This window comes from Nitrospirota bacterium, from assembly GCA_016235245.1.
In the GTDB taxonomy this organism is placed as follows: domain Bacteria; phylum Nitrospirota; class Thermodesulfovibrionia; order Thermodesulfovibrionales; family UBA6898; genus UBA6898.
On record JACRLO010000019.1, the window covers coordinates 43321 to 62250 of the forward strand.

General features: G+C 50.5%; 19 protein-coding genes. 5 read left to right on the plus strand and 14 right to left on the minus strand.

Going from position 1 to position 18930, the window contains the following annotated elements; all coding sequences use genetic code 11:
* Positions 1–10 precede the first annotated feature (10 nt).
* Positions 11–394, minus strand: a complete 384-nt coding sequence (locus HZB31_09070; protein MBI5848083.1) for a diguanylate cyclase — start codon at positions 392–394, stop codon at positions 11–13.
* Positions 391–696 (minus strand): DUF134 domain-containing protein, encoded by a 306-nt coding sequence (locus tag HZB31_09075; GenBank protein MBI5848084.1) that lies wholly within the window; start codon positions 694–696, stop codon positions 391–393. The genes HZB31_09070 and HZB31_09075 overlap by 4 nt, the downstream gene beginning before the upstream one ends.
* 201 nt (positions 697–897) lie before the next feature.
* Here HZB31_09075 and HZB31_09080 point away from each other — a divergent pair, with 201 nt between their 5' ends.
* Positions 898–1578 (plus strand): hypothetical protein, encoded by a 681-nt coding sequence (locus HZB31_09080; protein MBI5848085.1) that lies wholly within the window; start codon positions 898–900, stop codon positions 1576–1578.
* A gap of 68 nt (positions 1579–1646) precedes the next feature.
* Here the strand turns inward: HZB31_09080 and HZB31_09085 are convergent, their stop codons facing one another.
* Complete coding sequence (locus HZB31_09085; GenBank protein ID MBI5848086.1) at positions 1647–1964, minus strand: hypothetical protein; 318 nt, start codon at positions 1962–1964, stop codon at positions 1647–1649.
* 345 nt (positions 1965–2309) lie between these two features.
* Here HZB31_09085 and HZB31_09090 point away from each other — a divergent pair, with 345 nt between their 5' ends.
* From HZB31_09090 to HZB31_09100, 3 genes are all read left to right on the plus strand, one after another.
* On the plus strand, positions 2310–2702 hold the full coding sequence (locus HZB31_09090) for a glycine zipper 2TM domain-containing protein (GenBank protein ID MBI5848087.1): 393 nt from the start codon (positions 2310–2312) through the stop codon (positions 2700–2702).
* A 123-nt stretch (positions 2703–2825) separates the two neighbouring features.
* Positions 2826–3491, plus strand: coding sequence for a response regulator transcription factor (locus HZB31_09095; protein MBI5848088.1), 666 nt, complete (start codon positions 2826–2828; stop codon positions 3489–3491).
* Between the two features lie 19 nt (positions 3492–3510).
* Complete coding sequence (locus tag HZB31_09100) at positions 3511–4737, plus strand: GHKL domain-containing protein (GenBank protein MBI5848089.1); 1227 nt, start codon at positions 3511–3513, stop codon at positions 4735–4737.
* Between the two features lie 11 nt (positions 4738–4748).
* Here the strand turns inward: HZB31_09100 and HZB31_09105 are convergent, their stop codons facing one another.
* From HZB31_09105 to HZB31_09155, 11 genes are all read right to left on the minus strand, one after another.
* A complete protein-coding gene (locus tag HZB31_09105; protein ID MBI5848090.1) occupies positions 4749–5234 on the minus strand; it encodes a metallophosphoesterase family protein in 486 nt (161 codons plus the stop codon).
* Between the two features lie 98 nt (positions 5235–5332).
* Entirely contained in the window at positions 5333–5488 is a 156-nt protein-coding gene (locus tag HZB31_09110) for a hypothetical protein (GenBank protein ID MBI5848091.1), read from the minus strand.
* A 212-nt stretch (positions 5489–5700) separates the two neighbouring features.
* Entirely contained in the window at positions 5701–6603 is a 903-nt protein-coding gene (locus HZB31_09115; protein MBI5848092.1) for a diguanylate cyclase, read from the minus strand.
* Between the two features lie 126 nt (positions 6604–6729).
* Positions 6730–7776, minus strand: coding sequence for an N-acetyl-gamma-glutamyl-phosphate reductase (locus HZB31_09120; protein ID MBI5848093.1), 1047 nt, complete (start codon positions 7774–7776; stop codon positions 6730–6732).
* 110 nt (positions 7777–7886) lie between these two features.
* On the minus strand, positions 7887–8279 hold the full coding sequence (gene rpsI / locus HZB31_09125; GenBank protein MBI5848094.1) for a 30S ribosomal protein S9: 393 nt from the start codon (positions 8277–8279) through the stop codon (positions 7887–7889).
* A 10-nt stretch (positions 8280–8289) separates the two neighbouring features.
* Positions 8290–8715 carry a 50S ribosomal protein L13 gene (gene rplM / locus HZB31_09130; GenBank protein MBI5848095.1) on the minus strand — a complete coding sequence of 142 codons (426 nt, stop codon included), beginning with the start codon at positions 8713–8715 and terminating at the stop codon, positions 8290–8292.
* An 85-nt stretch (positions 8716–8800) separates the two neighbouring features.
* Entirely contained in the window at positions 8801–10894 is a 2094-nt protein-coding gene (locus HZB31_09135) for a glycine--tRNA ligase subunit beta (GenBank protein MBI5848096.1), read from the minus strand.
* The gene (locus HZB31_09140; protein ID MBI5848097.1) at positions 10891–11766 is read right to left on the minus strand and encodes a glycine--tRNA ligase subunit alpha; all 876 of its coding nucleotides are present in this window, start codon (positions 11764–11766) and stop codon (positions 10891–10893) included. The genes HZB31_09135 and HZB31_09140 overlap by 4 nt, the downstream gene beginning before the upstream one ends.
* 211 nt (positions 11767–11977) lie before the next feature.
* Positions 11978–14302: a response regulator gene (locus HZB31_09145; protein ID MBI5848098.1), complete on the minus strand. Its 2325-nt coding sequence runs from the start codon at positions 14300–14302 to the stop codon at positions 11978–11980.
* Positions 14295–16112: a DUF3365 domain-containing protein gene (locus HZB31_09150; GenBank protein MBI5848099.1), complete on the minus strand. Its 1818-nt coding sequence runs from the start codon at positions 16110–16112 to the stop codon at positions 14295–14297. Before HZB31_09150 ends, HZB31_09145 begins: the two co-directional genes overlap by 8 nt.
* Before the next feature lie 208 nt (positions 16113–16320).
* The gene (locus HZB31_09155) at positions 16321–16737 is read right to left on the minus strand and encodes an arsenate reductase ArsC (GenBank protein MBI5848100.1); all 417 of its coding nucleotides are present in this window, start codon (positions 16735–16737) and stop codon (positions 16321–16323) included.
* Between the two features lie 289 nt (positions 16738–17026).
* On the opposite strand from HZB31_09155, the gene HZB31_09160 reads away from it, so the two are divergent.
* Positions 17027–18925, plus strand: coding sequence for a GNAT family N-acetyltransferase (locus tag HZB31_09160; protein ID MBI5848101.1), 1899 nt, complete (start codon positions 17027–17029; stop codon positions 18923–18925).
* Positions 18926–18930 lie beyond the last annotated feature (5 nt).

The following is an 18930-nucleotide window of genomic DNA, read 5'->3' on the forward strand; positions in this document are numbered from 1 at the left end:
AATACCAGAATTAGTGATGTGAACAGGCCGAGCCATTTGCATGACCGCCACAGACGTGGCCTGGCGTAAATGCCTGCAGAAGGCCGGCTGTATATAGGGTGAGGTTTTCACGCACGGTACCTGTTGCTGCCTTATAGACCTTGATGCCTGACTGGTTGAGCTTCATAAGGGCGCCGCCGCCGATACCGCCGACCACAACACAGTCGATTTTGTGGCCGCCTAATGCCCTGATCGGACTGCACATGCCGTGTGCATGATGCTGGTCGGCATTGACAATCACGTTCAGATCACTGGTCTCCGTATCGACAAGAACGAATGAAGGGGCTGAGCCGAAGTGTCCATAGATCTCACTTTCGAGTGAGGGGGAGTCTTTTACCGGGAAACATACTTTCATTTCTTTTCTCCTTTGTTGCAGACTGATTTTTCAAGAACGAGGGCCTTGCACTGGGTAAGTGCGCATGCCGTTTTCTGTCTGGCACCGGCAAGGATTCGCTGTACTGTGCCCCGTGATATGCCCATAGTACGGCCGGCCTCCTCCTGTGAAAGACCGTCAAGATCGCAGAGCTTCAGGGATTCAAGTTCGTCCGGATAGATCATGATCTTTTCGATCTCCGCTAAGGGGATGCCGATTGGTTTAAAGGCCTTTCCTTTGAAGGTGCATCCGCAGGTCCTTGGCTTTTTATAGCGGGGTGACATGAGGCAATATCCCTATATTGTGCATATGCACAATATAGCACTAAGTCGGATTAAACGTCAACGGAAATAACTCGTTGGCGTTCTTTTTATCAGCAGGTTACAATAGGAAGCAGGACCGGGTCCTGCTGATGTATACTGATACGGCAGTTGTCCCTGGCATCCGTACTGATTATGATAAAATCCGCGATAAGACAGATAAATGTGCTTAATCTGCTCCTGCTGGGCGTGGCATTTATATCGGCAAATTCATTTTTATTGCCGGCACTCGGGGAGAAAGCAATACTGCCGCAGGCTGCTCCCAACCTCTCGCCCCCACAGACTTTTCCTGCGGCGGTTCCGTTTCTGCCGCCTCCGGCTGCTGAATATCTTCTGGTTTCAGAGCAGAACATTTTTCATCCTTCACGGAACATACCGATAGAACAAAAAAACATACAACTCGCCGCAAAGCCTGAGTTCCTGCTCTACGGTACGCTGATAACCGATTCAGCTGCAATCGCATATATGGAGGACCGGAAAGCTCCCCGCAGCAGTCCGGGGCGGGGAAAGAGGCAGCAGGCGGTGATGCTTGGAACGTCATTGAGCAACTATACCCTGGCCGAAGTTCAACATGACAGGGTTGTTATGGTCAGAGGTGAAGACAGGATTGAGGTAAGGATATCAGCCACCCGATCCTCACAGGGAAAAATCTCGAAGGTGACTGTTGCGCCGGGCCCGCAGCCGAAAAAAGACCTTATTTCGGTCCTGGAGAATAAACCTGTCGGCAGCGGTCTTCCTCCGGGAGTCATTCATAAGGAAATGCCTCCGGAGCTCAAGGCCAAAGTGCCCGGTCAGTTGAAAGATTTATTTAATCAGCAAATAAAACAGCAGACAGCTCCCAAATAAAAAACAGGGGATACCTATTATAAGGATATCCCCTGCATTATACCCGCATCAGAAAGACGGTCCCACCGTTACAGGTAGTATGCGCCGTAATGATACCAGTTATAACCATCATAAGAGACATACAGATCATAATAAGATGGATAATAGTCTGCCCAATAATATGCATCGGGGATTCCGTCAGGATCTATCTGGGTGGCGGAAGCGGTTGCATTATTTGCGTTCATGGTCAGGTTCAGATGGGTCCAGCCATCCCAGCTATAGCGGTCATAAATCGTTGTGAAATCCCCGGTATAGGGATAATCGGTCCCCCATACGTAAGCCTCAGCCATATTGGCGCTTATACAGAGCATTAATGCTACAGCACATACCAGAATAATTCTTTTCATTACTATTCTCCTTTTAGAAAACCTTATTGTATATCACTCTTTGATGCTCGCCTGAAACAACAATGAAAAGCTCAATTTGCACTTTTTTATTCTCACCCCCTCCTTCTTTCAAGATGTCTGAGCGCAACATCAGGTATATATTGAAATGCTACATCATACCTGGATGACTGTCAAGTCGCATTATCACTATGAATGAACGCAAAAAATGATGCAGAAATGAACGCGGCAATGAAAGAAATTTCATTTGAATTTTGCTCATAAGTGTGTAAGATGAAACCAAAGCAGGATTACGCTGTTTAATGATCAAAAGGAGGAATTTCCGTGAAAATACTAATCTGTTTTGTGATGACGCTGAGTCTGGGGAGTCTGATTTTCGGATGCACACCCTATCATGCCCAGGGTGTGAGTACAGGTGCCGCTGTCGGTGGAACTGCGGGGGCGATACTGGACCACAGGAATCCCTGGAGGGGCGGCGTAATTGGAGGTCTGATCGGCGCGATTACGGGCGCCACGATTGCCGATATCGGATACCGGGGCGGACGCGAGGCATATTATAATGACAGACCGGTTGAGTATTACACCGAAGACCGCCGCGGACGGTATTATGCCGAGCCGCGAGGCTATAATGAACGGACCAGATGCAGGATTATCCATGAGAGGATCTGGGAGGACGGCAGGCTGATCAGGGACGAAGAACGGGAAATTTGTGAAGACCGGAAGCACGAGCCGAGGTGGTAAGTGTCTTTAGCGCGATGAGCGAAGAAGAGGGGCTGCTGCAGAGTTATGCTCCTTTTCGCTTTCGTTTAGCGATCAGGTTCCTCGCGAAAATGAAATCAGGAAAACTGTGATACAATAGTACCTATGAGAATACTGCTGGTTGAAGATGAAAAGGGTGTAGCGAACTTTATCAAAAAAGGACTTGAGGAGGAGCACTACACGATCGACCATGCTGTCGATGCGGAAGAAGGCCTCGGTCTCGTTGCGGTCAACGAGTATGACATGATCATCCTCGACATTATGCTCCCGAACATGAGCGGCATTGAACTCTGCAGGGAGATCAGGAATAAGGGTATTCAGTCGCCTGTTATGATGCTCACGGCACGCGATACGATCGATGACAAGGTCACCGGTCTTGACAGCGGAGCCGATGATTACATGACCAAACCCTTTTCCTTTGATGAATTTCTTGCGCGGGTGCGGGCACTCCTTCGCCGCAAACAGGATAAGCTGACCGAGCTCATGTGCGGGGACCTGAAGATCGATGCTCTTGCGCACAGGGCATTTGTCAACGGCAAGGAGATCCTGCTCAGGCCGAAGGAATATGCTATTCTGGTCTATCTTCTCAGGAACAGAGGGCGTGTACTTTCCCGTACTCAGATCCTCGAAAATGTCTGGGGATATGATTTTAATCCCAATACGAATATTGTCGATGTGCATATCAAGTCCCTCAGGGAGAGGCTTGACGAGGCGAATATCCTGAACCTCATACGAAGCGTGCGGGGTGTCGGGTATATGATAGACACCTGAGCTTCGCCGGGGATTCCCGATGATTGTTCCCACTAAAAGACGGCTTGCGATCGTATTTACCTCCGTCATACTGATCTTCAATGCCATCATTCTGATTGTCAGCTATGTGTTCCTTCATCAGAGCATCATGAGCGGAGCAAAGCGTCACATGAGAGAAGATATCAAGAGCGAGTTCCTCGACCAATACCGTCGGTCTGGTCTTGATCCGATTAAATACCTCTGGGATGAGCATTTGTTCCAGATCCTCAACAGGGATGGGGCCATTATCGTATCTTCCCGAAATACGATGGATTTTTATCCTGAACTCAATAAGGTGCTGCTGAAAAGGGCCTTTGACGGGAAGGACGGCTTTATCGTTCAGATGATCGGCTCAGCGGATTACCTCATTTCATACTTTCCGATCGATGGGACCTATGTGGGACGGGCAGCCATGTCACTTCGGGAGACAAGAAAATATCAGAAGAATTTTCTGTACATGATGCTGATAGCACTGCCTGCAATGTTCCTGTTTTCTTACCTGACCAGCCGCTTTCTGGTAAATCATGCGATGGAGCAAATATCCGATTTCTTTACCTTCCAGGAGACGTTCTCCTCAAACGTTACGCATGAACTGCGGTCTCCGCTGGCATCGCTGAAGGGCAATCTTGAAGTCACTCTCAGGAGGGAGCGGTCTATTGAGGATTATAAGGAAACGCTTCAGCTCAGTCTGAGGGAAGTTGACCGCATTATCGGCCTGCTCAATAACCTGTATCTGCTTGCATCGTCCAAGTTCAAACTCCTCGACCTGTTTAAAAATGAGGTTGATATCGTTAAAATCGTTGTTGAGGTCGCCGGGACGAATGCTGCAGCAATGGCAGACCATCAGATCAAGTTTACGCTTTCGGAGTCAGGTGCGACTCTCTGCCGCTGTGACGAGGCCCTAATACGGAGGACTATCGCAAACCTCCTGGATAATGCCGTTAAATATACGCCCGACGGCGGCTCTATCAGCATTACTATCCAGAAGGATGCAAAGATGATCTCCATGACGATTACGAATACCTGCAAGGCGCTTGATCGGACTGACCAGCAACATATCTTCGATCCTTTTTACCGCGGCAGGAACACCAAAAATGCAAGAATTGAAGGAAAAGGGCTTGGCCTCTATATCTCACGATATATCATCCGTTCTCATGGGGGAGATATCAGGGTGAACAATACGTATGGCAATCTCTTTTCCCTGACTGTTACCATACCCCTCAAATAGAGAGAAGCCTGTTACTCCAGGTGGATGATCTCGGGGAACAGGTCCGTTCCCTGCAGGGTAATACGGGCAAGAGTGACGGGAAGAGAAAAACGGCGTGGTCCGGCGCTGCCCGGATTTACATAAAGAACTCCGTCTCTTCTGCTAATGGCTGGAATATGGCTATGACCGCTGACAATCAGATGAATGCCAGCTGCCTGTGGATCAAGATCCAGCCTTGAGAGGTCATGGAGGATATGAAGAAGAACCCCCCGCCATTGAATGGTATCGGAGACAGGGGTGTCTTTAATCCAGGAACTGTTGTCAGTGTTCCCGCGTACGGCCAGCAGAGGTGCAATTGCCTTCAGCGTTTTGAGAACCTCCGCACTGCCGATGTCACCTGCATGAATAATAATGTCTGAACCTTCAAGCGCACTGACTGCCTGAGGCCGTAACAGTCCGTGGGTGTCGGAGATTACGCCGATGCTGCGATGTGTATTTACGTCGCCGGGTTGAGCCATAAGGATAAAAAGTATACCCGAGCAGCCTGAAAATGAAAAGGCAGTGCAAAATTCTGTCCTCCCATTTCAGATATGATCAATATCTGCCTTGCTGTTGTCTATACCGCCGATGCGTTGCAGCTTGCCGAGCCGTGGCTGTTCTTTGCCGCTCTCTGCATGACATCAGAAAAGACAAGGCTTGCTCCGAAAAGGCTCAAGAGAAGCAGAAAAACCAATAGTGCCTGAATGATGCTTACGCTGATAATTCGCTTCATGAATCCTCCCTTCATATGCTACAGGATCCTTCTGTTCTCTCCACCGGTAATAAGAATATACGAAGAAGATGAAAGAAAGATTAACGGAGCATGAAATGAAATTAATATTGAAGGGTCACGAAAGGAGGACAATTGAAGAGATTCTCAGGAGTCTCATGGGAGAAAGAAGCTGCTGATCAGACGAAACAGACTCTATGCCCGTCTAAATGTCTTCAGTCTGCCGGGAGTTCTGAATAATGGCAGTATTTGTTTTTGTCGTGCTTTTTCGCGTAGTACATGGCCTTGTCCGCCTTTTTTATCAATTCATCAGCGCAGCCGGAGTCGGCAGGGAATATGCTTATACCAATGCTGACGCCGATCGAACATTCCTGCGCTCCAATCTGAAATGGCAGGGAAAGAGCGTTAATTATTCTTTCCGACACCGAGGCGGCTTCTTTCGCTTCAGCTACGCGCGCCAGGACCACAACGAACTCGTCCCCGCCCAGGCGGGCTACCGTATCTGCCTTCCGAACGCATGAGGTCAAACGGTCTGCCGCTTCTTTCAACAGAAGATCACCGGTATCATGGCCAAAGGTGTCGTTGATCTCTTTGAAGCGGTCGAGATCAAGGAAGAGAACGGCAAGCATATGCTTATAGCGTTTTGCCATCTCGAGTGCCTGGGCAAGTCTGTCCATGCAGCGCGCCCTGTTGGGAAGTCCTGTGAGAATATCAAGATGGGCCAGGTCCTGCAGTTCCCTGTTTAGCTTATGGTCGCGCATGAGCCGGTTGAACCTTGCAGAAAGCTCGGGTAAGGTGAAAGGTTTTGTGATAAAATCACCGGCTCCCGCCTCAATCGCGTCCTCTTCGGAATTATCAGCTGCAAATCCGGTCATCACGATAACAGACAGTCCTGGCTGTCTTTTTAGCATATTCTTTGTAAGGACAATGCCGTCCATATTCGGCATTTTTATGTCGGTAATTACTGTGTCGTAATCAGCTTCGTATATCATTTTCAGCGCTTCGACTCCGTCCGAAGCAGTGTCGCAGTGATGTCCCATTGAGGCAAAAAAGGCCGTCAAGAGGCCTTTAATTGCATCTTCGTCATCAACAATCAATATCCTGTAGTGCTGTGTCATATTCTTCCCCAAAGTAGGTGATCAGTTATCGTGCTTCACGAAATATTCTTTAACGTATCTGCCCACGCAGCAAAACTGAATGGCTCGCTGCGGTAATCTGTTCCATAGCAGAGAAAAAACAGGCAGCTACGGGAAAAGGGCAGGCTGGGCAAGGCCCTCTGCTTCGCTGAATCCCATCATGAGGTTCATGTTTTGCACCGCCTGGCCGGATGCCCCCTTGACCAGATTGTCAATTGCAGATACGATAATCAGCGTATTCGTCCTTGGGTTCACCGTAAGTCCGATTTCGCAGCAGTTTGATCCCCGGACATTCTTGATGTTAGGCAGAGCACCCTCCGAAAGCACCCTCACAAACGGTTCTTTTATATAAGCCTTGTGATAGATGCTTAATGCGGTCGTTGTGTCGATCTTCTTTGTCAGCTTCGCGTAAATCGTCGAGAGAATGCCCCGATCAACCGGCAGGAGATGAGGCGTGAAAGTAACGGCCACATTTTTGCCGGCAAGGGTAGAGATTTCCTGCTCAATCTCGGGTGTATGCCGGTGCGTTGCAAGACCATATGCCCTGAACCCCTCATTCACCTCGCAGAAAGAGATGCCAAGATCAGCCTTTCTGCCTGCTCCGCTTGTGCCTGACTTTGAATCTATAATAAGGGTCGAGGCATCGATAAGCCGCTTCTTCAATGCAGGCATAAGGCCGAGGATCGTACTGGTCGGATAACAGCCGGGGTTTGCGATGAGCCGCGCCTTCTGAATCTTTGTCCGGTAACACTCGGGAAGCCCGTACACTGCTTTCTTAAGCGTATCTTTATAATTATGCAGGAGGCCATACCACTTGGCATAGGTTGTTGTGTCAGCGATCCGGTAATCTGCTGACAGGTCAATTACCCGCTTTCCCATGCTGTAGAAATAATGCACTGCATCCTGGGATGCACCGTGGGGAAGTGCCAGAAAGAAGAGGTCTGCTTTTGTGAGAAGCGTTTCCCGGTCCATAGACTCGAAAGCAAGATCCCCGTATGCAGAAAGGAAGGGAAATACCTCCCGCAGTTTCCTGCCCGCAGATTTTTCAGAGGTGATGGCAGTTACCTCAACATGAGGATGGTGCGCAAGGATCCTGAGCAGTTCAATACCTGTGTAACCGCTGGCCCCGCATATTCCGACCTTCAGCTTCTTCATAACTGCTTTGTTCATTTTATAATCATACCTCACTATGTTCAAAAAAGTTCAGGCAAAAAAGAAAAGGCCCCGAAAATTCGGGGCCTTTTGGTATCGTATCGAAAGAAAAATTATCTCTTCGAGAACTGGAAGCGCTTTCTTGCTCCTGCGAGACCGTATTTCTTTCTTTCCTTTTCTCTCGGATCTCTGGTAAGAAACCCTTCTTTTTTGAGTTTGCCCCTCATTTCAAGATCTACCCGTAACAATGCCCTTGAGATGCCGTGCCTGATAGCGCCCGCCTGTCCGGTGAGGCCGCCTCCGGCAACTTTGACCGATATATCATGCTTGCCGGTGACCCCTACGAGTTCGATCGGCTGCTTGATGATCATGCGAAGAGTCTCTCTATGGAAGTAATCGTCAAGTGACTTGTTGTTGACGGTAATTTTGCCTGTGCCCGGCGCGATGATAACCCGCGCTACAGCATTTTTTCTTCTTCCCGTGCTGTTATATTTAATCTCTGCCATCTTTTCTCCTCTACTGCAATATTTCCGGGGCCTGGGCCTTGTGCGGGTGCTCAGCTCCCTTATAGACTTTCAGCTTCTTCAGCATCTGCTTGCCGAGGGTGTTTTTCGGCAGCATGCCCCAGACAGCCTTTTCTATGATCCGTTCAGGATGCTTTTCGAACATCACTTTGGCTGTCTCGGCCTTGATCCCGCCGATATATCCAGTGTGATGATAATAAACCTTGTCGTTCATCTTGTTGCCGGTCAGCCGGACCTTGTCCGCATTCACGACGATAACAAAATCTCCTGTGTCAACATTGGGCGTGAACACCGCTTTGTTCTTGCCTCTGAGTTGGACGGCAATTTTTACGGCGAGCCTGCCGAGCACGGCATCCCTGGCGTCGACGACATACCACTTGCGTTCAACATCACCTTTTTTTGCAAACTGGGTCTTCATTATTGCTTCTTACCTTTCTTTCTGAAAAAATGAGAGTTAAGTAAAATAATAAAAAACAGATAGAAATGTCAATATTTTGTGGCGATCATGACTGAAATTTTGAAAAATCCGCTACAGGTGCTACGGTTTCCCATATCTCCCGAAGCAGGGAAAGCCTGTTTATCTTTATCTCTTCGTCCTTGTCCATGACCAGAACCTTATCAAAGAAACGGTTGATCGCAGGCGTTATCAGGAGTATCTGCCTGATTGCAGCAGAAAAATCGCCCGCTGCCAGAAGCGGTGCGACTGCCGATTTCATCGCTGCATGGCTGCTGCCCAGGTTCTTCTCCTCATCCTGCCGGAACAGTTCAGGCTTTGCAGAAGGAAGCGCGTTCTTTGGCACGATATTATTTACTCTCTTGATAGCAAGGAGAAATTCAGCGAAGGTTTCTTTTTCTTCTGCCTGCACTGTCGCAAGCGCCACAATCCTTGCGGTAATTCCCTGCAGGGGATGGGTGAAAGAAAGCTGAAGCACTGATCGGATGATCTCCTGGGTATGACCTGCGGAGGAGAGGATGAACTCGGTCCTCTGGCTCATGAAGTTTGCGATAGAATCCATGACTGCCTCAGGGGATGCAACTTTTTGCTGATGAGTGAGCGCATGGGCAAATACGTCCAGGAGGCTCAGAGCGTATCCTTTTTCAAGGAATATCACGACGATGCCCATTGCCTGGCGCCTAAGGGCAAAGGGGTCCTCAGAGCCGGTAGGGATGAGGCCGATTGAAAAAAACGAAGCAATGTTATCGATCTTGTCAGCGAGGCTCAGAATTGCGCCAATCTCCGTCTGGGGGATTCTGTCGCCAAAACTCTTCGGCATATACTGCTCCTCGAGGGCATCTGCGACATCCCGTTCCTCCCTGTCGTGATGGGCATAATATTTACCCATAATGCCCTGCAGTTCAGGGAACTCTCTGACCACACCGGTGATGAGGTCAGTCTTGGAGAGACGCGCTGCCCTGACTGCCTTGTCCTTCAGGTCAGGGGAGAGTTTTTCGGCAAGGAACCCTGCAATCGAAGCAATCCGGTCTGTTTTTTCAAGGAGCGTTCCGAGCCGGGCATGAAACGTGACATTTCTGAGGCTTTCGATTCGGTCGGCAAGCGGTTTGGCCGAATCCTCTCTGTAATAGAACTTAGCATCGTCAAAGCGGGCCTTGATGACACGCTGGGCGCCAATTCTCACCGTTTCGGCATTTTCTGCCTTGGTGTTGCTCATGACGATGAAGTTGTTGGCAAGATAGCCGCCGGCATCCTGCAGAGCAAAATACTTCTGATGGTCTTTCATGACCGTGATAAGCAGTTCCTTCGGGAGCTTGAGATAGTCCTTGTCAAAGCTGCAGAGCACCGGCACAGGGTATTCGACGAGAAAGTTCACGGTTTCAAGAAGCCCTTCGTCCGAGATGACCTGCAGGCTTGAGTTTTGAATGAGCTGAGCCATGGATTTTATGATCGAGTCGCGCCTTTTGTTCTGATCAAGGAGCACAAAATTGGTCTCAAGGAAATGCCGGTAAGAAGAGATATCCTTAATCTGAAAGGAAGCAGGAGAAAGGAACCGGTGGCCCCTCGTCTGATTGCCGCTCTTAAGGCCGTCGATATCAAACTCAATCTTCTCCGCCCCCGAAATGGCCAGGACCCATGCTATGGGTCTGACAAACGTCATGGAGCCGTTACCCCAGCGCATGGATTTGGGGAAGTGCAGCGACAGTATGATTTTTTTCAGAAGTTCAGGAAGAACCGTTTTTGTATCGATGCCTTTTTCTTCGACAACCGCAATCACATACTCTCCCTTGCCCTTCTGCTTAAGCGTAAGGTCAGAGACGGAGAGCCCCAGAGACGATGCGAATCCGGTCGCTGCCTTTGTCGGCTTGCCCTCCTGGTCATAGGCCGCATTTTTTGCCGGTCCGAAGACTTCCTTTACCTGATCTTTTTGCGATGCGGCAACCCCGTCAAGCATCAGAGTAAGTCTTCGCGGTGTTGCATAGACCGCTATGTCCGCATAACCGATGCGATATTCTCCGAATGTCCTGGCCGCTATTGCCGTGAGGTCCTGTATCGCCTGGGGAAGAAACCGGGAGGGAATTTCCTCTGACCCTATTTCAAGCAGTATTGATGGCCCGTTGGGGATAAGCTCTTTTTTGCTCATTTATCAGTCCTCAGAAGGGGGTAGCCCAGCTCTTCTCTCTGTCGGCTGTAGGCCTCTGCAGAGAGCTTTGCAAGGTTTCTTACGCGGGCGATGTATTTTGTCCGCTCGGTCACCGAGATGGCGCCACGCGCGTCAAGAAGGTTGAAGAGGTGCGAGCACTTGAGGCAGAACTCATACGATGGAATCACAAGGCCGAGTTTGTTGAGTCTGATTGACTCCTGTTCGCAGTCCTCGAAATGGCGCGCCAGTAGTTCAGCATTGGAATGGTCAAAATTATATTTGGAGCCTTCAACCTCGGTCATATGGTGGATGTCACCGTACAGGAGGTCTTTATTCCACTTGAGTTGATATACATTGTCAACACCCTGAAGGTACATGGCGATGCGTTCAAGGCCGTAGGTTATTTCGAGTGTTACGGGCTTGAGGTCGATGCCGCCCACCTGCTGAAAATAGGTGAACTGCGTTACCTCCATGCCGTCGAGCCAGACTTCCCAGCCGAGCCCCCAGGCGCCGAGCGTCGGAGATTCCCAGTCGTCCTCAACGAACCTGATGTCATGTTTTGTCGGATCAACACCGATCGCCTCAAGGCTTTCGAGATAGATTCCCTGACAGTCTGCAGGTGATGGCTTGATGATCACCTGATACTGGTAATAGTGCTGCAATCTGTTGGGATTTTCGCCGTATCTTCCATCGGTCGGTCTGCGCGAAGGTTCTACAAACGCGGTTTTCCAGGGCTCGGGGCCGAGGACCTTTAGAAAGGTTGCCGGGTGGAAGGTCCCTGCGCCGACCTCGATATCATAAGGCTGAAGCAGCACACAGCCTTTTTTTGCCCAGAACTGATGAAGTGTGAGTATGAGATCCTGAAAATGCACAACCAGCCTCCTTGGAACGAGCCAAAATCTTAAAAAATTCCTGCACTTTTGTCAATGGCGCGGCAGGGGAATTATGACACCCGCAATGCATGGAAAACAGTCCGCACCGGTGAATTCTGTATGTAATGCATGATCAAATCCGGGGGCTTAAGCATGGATTTTCCCGCAGCGGAGGAAGTAAGACTAACGAACATTATTTCCGCTGGCATGCTCAGCCCAGTATCTTTTCAAGCATCTCCTTCAGCGCCTCCAGACGATACGGTTTTACCAGTGCGCCGCTGTAACCGTATAACGCATATTCGCCCATAACGGGGTCATTGGCATATCCGCTTGATACGATTGCCTTCACCTTCGGATCAAGATCACGGATCTGAACAAACGCTTCCTGTCCGCCCATACCCCCGGGTATTGAAAGATCGAGGATTATGGCAGCATAAGGGTCTCCCGCTTTCCCTGCCGCTGCATAGGCATTGATCGCCTCATCGCCGTTTATCACAGCCTTTACCCGGTACCCGATAAATTCCAGATAATCGACGGTGATCTGATTAACCGATGACTCGTCGTCCATGATCAGAATCCTGGGGCCGATTTTGGCCGCATCCTTAAGCATGAGTATGGTCTCTGCATCAGTGACAGCCGCAGGCAGATAGATATGGAAGACAGAGCCCTTGCCGATTTCTGAATCAACTCGTATCACGCCGCTATGCTTTCTGATGATTGCGTCACTGACCGTCAGGCCAAGCCCCATACCTTTCTGTGCCCCGCGTTCTTTGGTCGAAAAATAGGGGTCGAATATTTTCGGCAGGAGTTCAGGAGCGATGCCGCAGCCCTGGTCTCTGATCGAGATTTTGATATGACTTCCCGGCGCCAAGCCTGAAATTTCCTGGGGCTTGACCGTCTCATTTGAGGCGCTGACCAGAAGGACGCCTCCTGAGGGCATTGCATCTTTGGCGTTGAGCGAAATATTCCCTATCACCTGGCGAAGCTGAGAAGCATCGACATAAATGGGAAGGAGGTCGGTCGGCAGATCGAAGACCGTCTTGATATCTGAACCGCTCATGATGTAATCAACTGTATCCCTGATAAGCTCACGCGGCCGGATCGTCTGTCTGACCGCCGTGACCCCGCCTGAAAAACCAATGAGCTGATTGGTCAGATTGATGGCAGCGTGATATGCCAGCTCGGCATTTTTGAGAAACGGGAAGGCTTTGCTCGTCGCCGGGGTGTAGATCTTCGCCATGTCTATATTGCCCAGCAGCCCCTGAAGCAGGTTATTAAAATCATGGGCTATGCCGCCAGCAAGATTACCGAGCGATTCGAGGTTCCTCACCTTTATGATCTCAGTTTCCATATTCTTGCGCTCCGTAATGTCTTCGAGAAGCCATATCGCACCGTCTTCCAGGTTTGCCGGATTTACTGCCTGGCCGACAAGATTGCACCAGACAAGGGAGCCGTCTTTCTTGCTCATCTGCACCTCGCCGGTGAAGACTTCACCCCGGGAAAGAGCCGCATATCCCTTTTCCCCTGTTTCGATATAACTTTTTTTGTCAGGGTAGAAGATCTCCGTATCGTTGCCGACTGCCTCGTCAATCGTAAAGCCAAACATATCAGCCAGACTCTTATTCGTCCAGATGATCTTCCTGTTTTTGAGAAACAGGACTCCTACCCCCAGGTTGTCGAGGATGATCCGCTGCTCATTTGCTACCCTCACGAGGTTGGCCTCAGTGATCTTACGGGTGGTAATATCACGATTACTGGCGCGAATGCCGCGAAAGACGCCATCGGCGCCATGAATCGGCTGACACACATGATGTATCCAGCGAATATCGCCGTTTCGGTCGATAATCCGAAATTCGAGTTCTTCCGGTCCCTGATATTCTTGCAGAGCGGTGCGATGGTTTCGGTGCTCTTCATACGAGGCAGTATCGTCCGGAAAAACGATTCGACTCAGTAAATCCGGGTCGGCGATGAACTCGGAGGAACTATAGCCGGTGATACGCTTGCAGGAAGAGGACATATAAATGATCCGGTTCTGCTCCGTGATCCAGTATTCCCAATCATAGGTGAAGTCAGCTACCGTATGGTATCGCTCCTCAGTCTCTCTCAAACGTTTATCGGCCCTGCTTTTATGGAGGGCGACCTCGATCGTGGACATCAGAGTATCTATCGTAGATGGCTTGGGGAGATAGCCGAAAGGTTCAGCTTTTTTTGCCTGTCCAAGCGTTTCAGCATCGGCGTGCGCTGTTAAAAAAACGATGGGAATGGCGAGTGACTTCCGGATCTCTTCGGCAGCCTGGATGCCGTTCATGTCACCTGCAAGGGTAATGTCCATCAGGATCAGGTCCGGATGCAGCTCAACTGCCCGACGTATTGCATCTTCTCCGCTGGCTACGACCGCTATGACCTCATACCCCAGCTGGACCAGGCTGGATTTGATATCCATCGCGGTCACGGATTCGTCCTCAACTAACATTATTGTACTGACTTGTGCATTGGTTTCGGTATTCAAAGCCTCTTCTGTCGGCTGCCTATCCATTCTGATCACCTTTTCGTTTTGAAGTTTCAGGAAACTGTATGGTAAAGTTGGCGCCTCCGGAATTTGACAGCTCGATCGTCCCGTGTATCTGCCCTGCCAATACATTGACCAACTGCAGGCCAAGCGACTGGGTGCTGCGGAAGTCAAGTTCTTCAGGAAATCCGATGCCGTTGTCAGAGACGGTCAGGACAAGACTGCCGTTATCGGCTCTGTTGACGCCAACGGTAACCGTTCCCTTTTTCTCATCCGGAAACGCATGCTTGAGGCTGTTTGAGACCAGTTCATTTACGATCAGTCCGCAAGGGATGCCAACGTTTACATCAAGTGCAATGGGTTCCATTTCTATGATACAGTCAACGTTACGCCGCTTGTAGGTGCTCGCAATTCCGGCAAGGAGGCTCTGCAGATAGTCTTTGAAGTCGATATGGGCCAGATCATCTGACCGGTACAGTTTTTCATGAATCAGCGCCATCGAGTTCACCCGGTCCCTGCTCTCCTCAAACAGGGCGCGGACTGTCTCGTCGGCTGCGCCCTTTGCCTGAAGATTCAGCAGGCTGTAGATTACCTGCATATTGTTCTTCACCCGATGATGGATTTCTTTCAGCATTACTTCCTTTTCTTTGAGTGAACGTCTGATCTTTTCTTCCGCCACCTTGACCTTTGTCAGGTCTACATCAAGACAGAACAACTCGGAATCCCGGCCGTGGCGTTGAACGATGGCATGACTCGAATAGACTGTCACGCGCGAGCCATCCTTGCGCAAAAGAGACAGCTCTGATGAGGCAATGGGCTGCCCGCTTTCGGCCATCTGCTGTATGGCTTCTTTGACACCGTCCCGCATTTCAGGAGGAATGATCAGCTCCAGCAGGTTGCGCCCGATTGCTTCCTCTGCCGTGTATCCGTACAGCCGTTCAGAGGCATAATTCCAGTAATGTGTTGTGCCATCGAGCCTGTACCCCTGGACGGCAACTGAGGGCACATGCTGAAGCAGCATGCGAAACCGTTCCTCGCTCTCACGCAGCGCCACTTCAGCCTTTTTTCGCATGAGCAATGAACGCCCGAGTCTGTTTTGTGCAAACCAGAGACCGACAATGCCGACCACCCATATTCCGGTATATCCCCAATATACCGGATATAACGTGCTCAGGGCTATGTCGTGATATTGCCCGAACGGCACGGAAACGCTGATACCACCCCTGATATCACCGACCCGGTAGCCCTGGTGGCCGTGACACTTAAGGCATCCAACCTCTGTGACCATTGGCCGCATCAGACGCATATAGCGTTTGTTCCCTATCATTTCAAGAGAAGACACTTCTTTTGAACCCGCTTCAAAAGCCCGTAAGGCCCTTGCTTCCCATTCGTCCGGAGCATTCTCCGTCCGAAGCGTGTTCAGGCTCGTAATATGCCCCTGGACCCCATACTGTTCTTCTGAGAGTTCGTGAACCTGGCGGGTCATATAGGCAGGGTTTACCAGGGTGAGTTTGTTGCCGGACGGCGTTGTAATGTCCCGCTCCGGTATATGTGCCAGATGAGGATTCGAAGGGGTTTCCCGCGTTATCGGCACATAGACGCCGCCATGCCTGGCTGCCCATCTGCGATAGGCAAGGTCTTTGTTATAGGTGGAAATGGCATCGGTCTGTGCCAGTGTTATGGCGAAGGAATCAGCTTTCCGGGTCTCCCAGAAAACCAGTCCCGCGATAAAAAGAGTCCAGCAGATCATCAGGCCGACAAAAAGCAGCAACAGCCTTCTATTATCAATACTCGGGCTGATTGCTGCTTGAGGCTCTTGAGACGCACGTATTGTCATAAGGACATTACGCTTTATCGTGGAGCATAATCTGGCACATGGCTATACATTCTCCCTTATGTTTAATCATATCCCATTTCAGATAAAACACAATATGGATTCTCCGGTTTTGTGACGACGAACCTGTTGTGAAGATAACGGATAGGAGCGGACAGTTTCATCCGGATTCTGCAGTCTTATCCGGCAGGATGCGATCAAGAGGCGAGAATCAGCTTATCTGTCCGGCAACGAGCTCTTCAATCTTCAGTCTGATTTCATCACGCGCCCTGCGAAACTCAGCCATGACCTCTTCTTCCGTGCCGACAGCACAGGCAGGGTCATCGACCGGCCAGTGGATACGTGTGATATCAGGCGGGGTCATGGGGCAGGACGCTTCGGCATTGCCGCAGAGGGTAATGATCTTGTTCATGGAGAGAAGGAAGTCAGGATCGATCTCCTTTGATTCCTGCTCGGAGATGTCAATGCCGAGTTCCCGCATCACGGTAGTGGCGCGACTATTTACGTCAGTCGGCGTCAGCCCGGCGCTGTGGGCATCAATGAGTCCTTTGCCGAGGACCCGTGCAAACCCCTCTGCCATCTGTGACCGGCAGGAGTTGCCGGTGCAAAGAAACATCACTCTTATCATGAACTGCCTCCTGGGGCAGACTCCCCATTCCGTGATACGGGCAGGCCTGCCATTTTGGTCGATAAAATAACCGGTAATTCGTCCTTCGGGGAACGCTCGGTCAATTATGCAATGACGGCAGGGAGCGAAACGTCCCGTGCCAGCGTCCCTGATCGGGCATATCTCATTCACGAGGATATTGCCTAAGACTATAGCAGATGTTTAATGCTGGTACCAACAAAGAATTATGATTTGTAATGGCAGGGAAACCGGCATCTGCTATACTGAAACCACAGAGGGGGATGGGTGTATGAGCATTCAAGGCAATGATGCCAGTCTGCAGGAAATGAGGAAGGACTATCCGGATAAGTTTGTGCCTGAGGTCCGTATTTTCAGTCATATACATCCCGGCGACCGGATCTTTATCGGCACCGGCTGTGGAGAGCCCCAGTACCTCGTACAGGCGATGATCAGGCATATTCAGTCCCATCCGAAGGCGTTTGTCGACACGGAGCTTCTCCAGATATGGAACCTCGGCGTCAACTCCTATGCGGAAAAGCAGTATAGGGACAATTTCAGGTTCAACTCTTTTTTCATCGGCAGCACGGCGCGCGATGCGGTCAATACCGGGCTTGCCGACTATACCCCCATATTCCTTTCTGCGGTCCCCGGCCTCTTTAAAGAAAAACGCGTCCCGATTGATATCGCCCTTATCCAGACTTCACTGCCTGATGCCCACGGCTATGTGAGCCTTGGCATAAGCGTTGATATCGTAAAGTCCGCGGTGGATAATGCCGAAGTCGTTATCGCCCAGGTGAATGCCGAAATGCCGCGCGTGCATGGCGACACCTTCGTACATATCAGAGATATTGATTTCCTGGTGCCGCATGATGAACCGCTGCTTGAGTTTGGTGCGGTCGTGTCCGATGAGATCGTCGGCCGCATCGGGAAATTTGTCGCGCAGATCATTCAGGACGGCGACACGATCCAGGTGGGGTATGGCAGCATCCCCAATGCGATCCTGGAGCATCTCAGGCATAAGAAGCATCTCGGTGTTCATACCGAGCTCTTTACGGACGGTATTATGGAACTCATGAAAAGCGGGGTCATAGACAATTCCCTGAAGGAGTTGAACCGTGATAAGACGATTGCGGCCTTCTGCATGGGAAAGCGGGAGACCTATGAGTTCATCCATGACAATCCGAGCATTGAGTTCAGGCCGGTAAGCTATACGAACAACCCACTCACCATTGCGAGAAACCGACGTGTAACGGCGATCAACAGTGCCCTTGAAATAGATCTTACCGGACAGGCAACGGCTGAGTCTCTCGGCAAGTATTTTTTCAGCGGGATCGGCGGACAGGCCGATTTTATGCGGGGAGCGATCCTCTCCGAAGGAGGCAAGACAATCCTTGCCATCCAGTCTACGGCGGAACACGATGCGATTTCGAGGATCGTGCCGTTTCTGACGGAAGGAGCTGGGGTTACCCTGACCCGTGGTGATCTGCATTATGTAGTGACCGAATACGGCATTGCCTATCTCCATGGCAAGAACATCAGGGAACGTGCCATGGACCTCATCGCCATTGCGCATCCGAAATTCAGAAGCTGGCTGATCGACGAGGCGAAGAAGCTTCATCTTATTTATGAGGACCAGGCCTTTATTCCGGGTGAGGCAGGGGTATATCCTGCCGAGTTTGAGGCGCACCGGACCACGAAGGCCGGTCTCGTATTGCTGATGCGGCCCGTGCGCATGACCGATGAACAGCTGCTGAAGGACTTTTTCTATGATCTGTCATCCGACTGCATGTACCACCGTTTTATTTCGACGCGGAATTCGATGCCCCATGAACAGCTCCAGAAATTTGTCGTGATCGACTACACGCGGGAGATGGTCATTCTTGCCATACGGGAAAGCGAAGGCAGGGAGTCGATCGTCGGCATGGCCCAGTATTATATCGACGAGAAGACGCATACCGCAGAGGTCGCCTTTGTTGTGCGCGACGACCACCAGAGCAAGGGCATCGGTTCAGAGCTTCTTGGCTATATCACGCTTCTGGCAAAGCGCAATGGTCTTCACGGCTTTACGGCAGAGGTGTTGATGGACAATAGGCCGATGCTCCAGCTTTTTCAGAAGATGGGTTTTATCGTTGAACAGCGGGCCGAAGCAGGGGTCTATGAGCTGAAGATGTCCTTCAGGGAAGGGTGAGCGGT

Coding starts and splice junctions, on each gene's coding strand:
- HZB31_09070 (MBI5848083.1), bottom strand. CDS start 394: ATGAAAGTATGTTTCCCGGTAAAAGACTCCCCCTCACTCGAAAGTGAG.
- HZB31_09075 (MBI5848084.1), bottom strand. CDS start 696: ATGTCACCCCGCTATAAAAAGCCAAGGACCTGCGGATGCACCTTCAAA.
- HZB31_09085 (MBI5848086.1), bottom strand. CDS start 1,964: ATGAAAAGAATTATTCTGGTATGTGCTGTAGCATTAATGCTCTGTATA.
- HZB31_09090 (MBI5848087.1), top strand. CDS start 2,310: ATGACGCTGAGTCTGGGGAGTCTGATTTTCGGATGCACACCCTATCAT.
- HZB31_09095 (MBI5848088.1), top strand. CDS start 2,826: ATGAGAATACTGCTGGTTGAAGATGAAAAGGGTGTAGCGAACTTTATC.
- HZB31_09100 (MBI5848089.1), top strand. CDS start 3,511: ATGATTGTTCCCACTAAAAGACGGCTTGCGATCGTATTTACCTCCGTC.
- HZB31_09105 (MBI5848090.1), bottom strand. CDS start 5,234: ATGGCTCAACCCGGCGACGTAAATACACATCGCAGCATCGGCGTAATC.
- HZB31_09110 (MBI5848091.1), bottom strand. CDS start 5,488: ATGAAGCGAATTATCAGCGTAAGCATCATTCAGGCACTATTGGTTTTT.
- HZB31_09115 (MBI5848092.1), bottom strand. CDS start 6,603: ATGACACAGCACTACAGGATATTGATTGTTGATGACGAAGATGCAATT.
- HZB31_09120 (MBI5848093.1), bottom strand. CDS start 7,776: ATGAAGAAGCTGAAGGTCGGAATATGCGGGGCCAGCGGTTACACAGGT.
- rpsI (MBI5848094.1), bottom strand. CDS start 8,279: ATGGCAGAGATTAAATATAACAGCACGGGAAGAAGAAAAAATGCTGTA.
- rplM (MBI5848095.1), bottom strand. CDS start 8,715: ATGAAGACCCAGTTTGCAAAAAAAGGTGATGTTGAACGCAAGTGGTAT.
- HZB31_09135 (MBI5848096.1), bottom strand. CDS start 10,894: ATGAGCAAAAAAGAGCTTATCCCCAACGGGCCATCAATACTGCTTGAA.
- HZB31_09145 (MBI5848098.1), bottom strand. CDS start 14,302: ATGGATAGGCAGCCGACAGAAGAGGCTTTGAATACCGAAACCAATGCA.
- HZB31_09150 (MBI5848099.1), bottom strand. CDS start 16,112: ATGACAATACGTGCGTCTCAAGAGCCTCAAGCAGCAATCAGCCCGAGT.
- HZB31_09155 (MBI5848100.1), bottom strand. CDS start 16,737: ATGATAAGAGTGATGTTTCTTTGCACCGGCAACTCCTGCCGGTCACAG.
- HZB31_09160 (MBI5848101.1), top strand. CDS start 17,027: ATGAGCATTCAAGGCAATGATGCCAGTCTGCAGGAAATGAGGAAGGAC.